This is a genomic window from Streptomyces sp. MnatMP-M17, from assembly GCF_900091995.1.
Lineage (GTDB): Bacteria > Actinomycetota > Actinomycetes > Streptomycetales > Streptomycetaceae > Streptomyces.
Genome location: NZ_FMDK01000116.1, coordinates 1 through 2,406, shown reverse-complemented (window position 1 = coordinate 2,406; position 2,406 = coordinate 1). Strand labels below are relative to the sequence as shown.

At 73.9% G+C, this 2,406-nt stretch carries 1 protein-coding gene and 1 pseudogene; one reads left to right on the top strand and one right to left on the bottom strand.

What is annotated here, in order from left to right; translation table 11 throughout:
- Positions 1-209 precede the first annotated feature (209 nt).
- Entirely contained in the window at positions 210-1,307 is a 1,098-nt protein-coding gene (locus tag GA0115259_RS06360) for a hypothetical protein (protein WP_093592092.1), read from the bottom strand.
- Positions 1,308-1,537: 230 nt separating this feature from the next.
- Between GA0115259_RS06360 and GA0115259_RS06355 the strand changes: the two are divergent.
- Positions 1,538-2,406: pseudogene (locus tag GA0115259_RS06355) on the top strand (DNA-binding protein); the annotation flags it as partial.

The window sequence follows — 2,406 nt, the reverse complement described above, 5'->3', positions numbered from 1 at the left end:
ACCACCCACCAACCCGCACACCACCCACCAACCCGCAGGCCGGAAAGAAACAGGAACCCGGAACCCAGCCCCCCCATCATCTGAGCAGCACCTGTGCTGAGCCCCGCCGTTCTCCCCCCGGAGCGACGGGGCTTTTGGCTACTCTGCGCAAGAATTCGACGCCTGGCGCGAGACCACCCACCCGCACCCTCCCCGTACCCACCACGCCGCTACTTCCGGCGCGCTCTCCAGACCAGGTACAGCGCCGATGTCACCGCCGCTGTGCGGAGGACCATCGGCCAGACGTCGGAGAGTGCGTCGGCCATGCCCGTGTCCGGGATCGGTTCGCCCCAGCGGCCGTCCATGCGGCCCCAGAGCCAGATCAGGCCGCCTGCCGCCGAGATGCCCGGGAGGCCGAAGACCGCCCATTTCGCCTCGGCTCGGGAGAGCGTGCGGGAGGCGTAGGCGAGGAGCCAGCCGCCGGCCAGGGCCAGCCAGGAGCCGGCGACCGCGCCCACGACCAGCAGTGCGGCGGCCAGCAGCAGGAACGGATTGGAGAGTCCGGCACGCTTCGGGCGACCGGGCTTCGGATCGCTTCCCTTCGAGCCGCTTCCCTTCGAGCCGCCGCCCTTCGGCCGACCGGGCTTCGGACCGTCGGTCCCCTTCGCACCGCCGCCCTTCTCCGCGCCCTCTCCGTCGCCGTCCGCGCCCCCGCGTCGCAGCCGCGCGCGCCAGGCGCGCCAGGCGCTCCGGGCCGTCCCCTCCGCCGCCTCGTCCCCGTCGCCGTCCTCCTTCTCCGGATCCTCCGGCGGTGGTTTGAGTATCTCCGGGATCTCGATCCCCGCCAGGATTCCCCGGTCGCTCGCGCCCGCGTCCATCGGGCCCAGTTCGATCCGCCACCAGTCCGGCTCGCCGAAGGACGGCGGCCGAGGTCCCGTCCGCTGCTCCGTAAACACGGGCCCAAACCCAGGCGCCGACTCCCGCCCCGAATCCTGCGCGCGCTCCTCCCCCAGAAGCACGGGCTCCGGCTCCGTCCTCCGCTGCTCCGGCACAGCCGGCCGTGGCTCCTCCGGTTCGGCCGCGCCCCGGCGGCGCTCGCCGTCCGACGACGCCGCGTCCACCACCGCGTCCGGTGTTCCCAGCCGTCCCAGGATGCGGCGGACCGCCGCCGGGCTGTCCGCGCCCGACCTGCCGCGCTGCCGGTCGATCTCGTTCCGCAGCGTCGACACCAGCCGCATCCGGTCTCCCGACGGGAGCTGCCGCTGCTGCGCCGCGTCCCCGACCCGGCTCAGATAGTCATAGACGAGCTGGTCGCTCTCGATCCCCACACAGTCCTCCGCACAAGCGACAAGCGCTCACCGCCACACGCGATGGTGTCGGAGTCATCCCCGAACGTCCACCCCGAACACGCGCGCCGTACGCCCGGTACGGAGAAGGTACGAAGCAGACTCGGCATCACACCCGCCGCCGACCCCGGGCCCCGCGGCGCGGGCGGAGCGCCTCTCAGGGGCTAACGTGGAACGGATGGGGAACCGCGAAGGCTGAGCAGGAGGCGCATGTGCCCGAAGGAACCGGCGGTACGCCACCGCGGACGCTCGCGGAGGCCCTGCGTACCCAGAGCGACGACTCCCTGGCCGCTCTGCTGCGCGCCCGGCCCGATCTGCTGACTCCCGTACCGAGCGATCTCTCGCAGCTCGCGACACGCGCGGGCACCCGTGCCTCCGTCGTGCGGGCCCTCGAACGGCTCGACCGCTTCACACTCCAGACCGCGGAAGCCCTGGCCGTCGCGCCCGAGCCCGCGCCGTACGACACGCTCCGCGCGCTGCTGACCGGCGACGAGGGCGACGCGCGGATCGAGGCCGCGCTGCCCGGCGCCGTACGCACGCTCCGTGACCGGGCTCTGATCTGGGGCGGCGACGACCGGCTGCGGCTGGTCCGTACCGCCCGTGAGCTCCTCGCGCCGTCGCCCACCCACCCGTCACCGACCGGTCTCGGACCGACCGTCGCCGAGGCCACCACCGGTATGTCACCGGGCCGGCTCCAGGAGATCCTGGCCGCCGCCCGGCTGCCTTCCACCCACGATCCGGTCTCCGCCGTCGCCTCGCTGACCGCGCTCTTCACCGACCGCACCCGGATGGCCGCCCTGCTCGACACCGCGCCGATGGAGGCGCTGTCGGTGCTGGACCGGCTGGTGTGGGGACCGCCGTACGGAGAGGTCACATCGAGCCCGACGCCGCCCGTGCAGTGGCTGCGGGACCGAGGGCTGCTGCTGCCCGCGACCACCCGTACCGTCGTGCTGCCGCGCGAGGCCGCGCTGCATCTGCGCGCCGGGCGCGCGCACCGTACGCCGGAGCCCGTCGCACCCGATGTCGCGCCTCGTGCGTCCGACGCGGCGGGAGGCTCAGCGGGCGGCCTGGCGGGCGGCGC